Genomic DNA, 1231 nt, shown 5'->3' with positions numbered 1-1231 from the left:
TGAATCGCCCCAGCTTTCCTAGACACTCTCCAAGCTCTGGAAATAGCGCTTTTCAAACTCCACTGGCGATAGCTGCATAGCGCTGCTGTGCCGGCGCTTGGGGTTATAGAACATCTCGATGTAATCGAACACATCACTGCGGGCTTCTTCGCGGGTTCCGTAGGTTTTCCGTCGGATGCGTTCCCGCTTCAGCAACTGGAAAAAGCTTTCCGCGACCGCGTTGTCGTGACAGTTACCGCGTCGACTCATGCTGCTGATCAGGTTGTTGGCCTTGAGGAAACTCTGCCAGTCCGAGCTGCTGAACTGGCTGCCCTGGTCGGAATGGATCATCACTTCCTGCTTGGGCCTGCGCCGCCACACAGCCATCAGCAACGCATCAATGGCCAGGTCGCTGCACATCCGAGGCTTCATCGACCAGCCGATCACTTGGCGAGAAAACAGATCCAGAACCACTGCCAAGTACAACCAGCCCTCATACGTGCGGATGTAAGTGATGTCGGTGACCCAGACCTTGTTCGGTTCACTGACATTGAACTGCCGCTCTAGACGGTTGGGCGAGGCCACTGGCGGCTTGCCACCGTAGTACCCGGGGCGCCGGCGATAACCGGTCTGCGAGCGCAGCCCCTCTCTCCTCATCAGGCGAGCCACACGGTGCCGGCCACAGGGCTCGCCCAGCTCACGCAGGTCGTCGTGGATCTTGCGGTAGCCGTAGACCCCGCCGCTTTCCAACCAGGCATGCTTGATCAATCCGAGCAGGCGTTGATCTTCCTTGGCGCGTACCGATTTCGGCTCGACCAGCCAGGCGTAGTAACCGCTGGGATGCACCTTGAGGGTCTGGCAGAGACGCCGCACCGGGTACTCCACCGACAGTTTGCTGATGAAGGCGTACTTCAGCCTGACTCCTTGGCAAAGTACGCGGCGGCCTTTTTTAGAATGTCTCGCTCTTCGGTCACCCGCTTGAGTTCCGCGCGCAAGCGACGCAGCTCAGCCTGCTGATCATCTACCTGCTGCCGCTGTACTTGGGGTTTGCTGTAGCGCTTTACCCAGGCGTACAGGCTGTGCGCGGACACGCCTAGACGCTCTGCTACATCGGCAACGCGCAAGCCGCGTTCAGTGATGTGCTTGACCGCTTCAATCTTGAATTCTTCAGGGTAACGCTGGTTGCTCATGGCACCTCCTGTTGGGCCTCATTATGAGGCTTGGAGGTGTCTACGAAACTAGGGGCGATTCA

1 protein-coding gene is annotated in these 1231 nt (G+C 58.5%); it reads right to left on the bottom strand.

All coding sequences use genetic code 11. From position 1 onward, the window contains the following. Positions 1-18: 18 nt before the first annotated feature. Positions 19-1169, bottom strand: a protein-coding gene (locus tag NAV27_RS19120) for an IS3 family transposase (RefSeq protein ID WP_102829662.1) whose coding sequence is annotated in 2 segments (ribosomal slippage) — positions 19-932 and positions 932-1169 — 1152 coding nt in all. Because the reading frame shifts where the segments join, the coding sequence is not laid out codon by codon here. Positions 1170-1231: the final 62 nt, after the last annotated feature.

Source organism: Stutzerimonas degradans, assembly GCF_024448505.1.
Lineage (GTDB): Bacteria > Pseudomonadota > Gammaproteobacteria > Pseudomonadales > Pseudomonadaceae > Stutzerimonas > Stutzerimonas degradans.
Note: the sequence above shows the minus strand (reverse complement) of the source record. Positions and strands in the feature narration are given on the sequence as shown.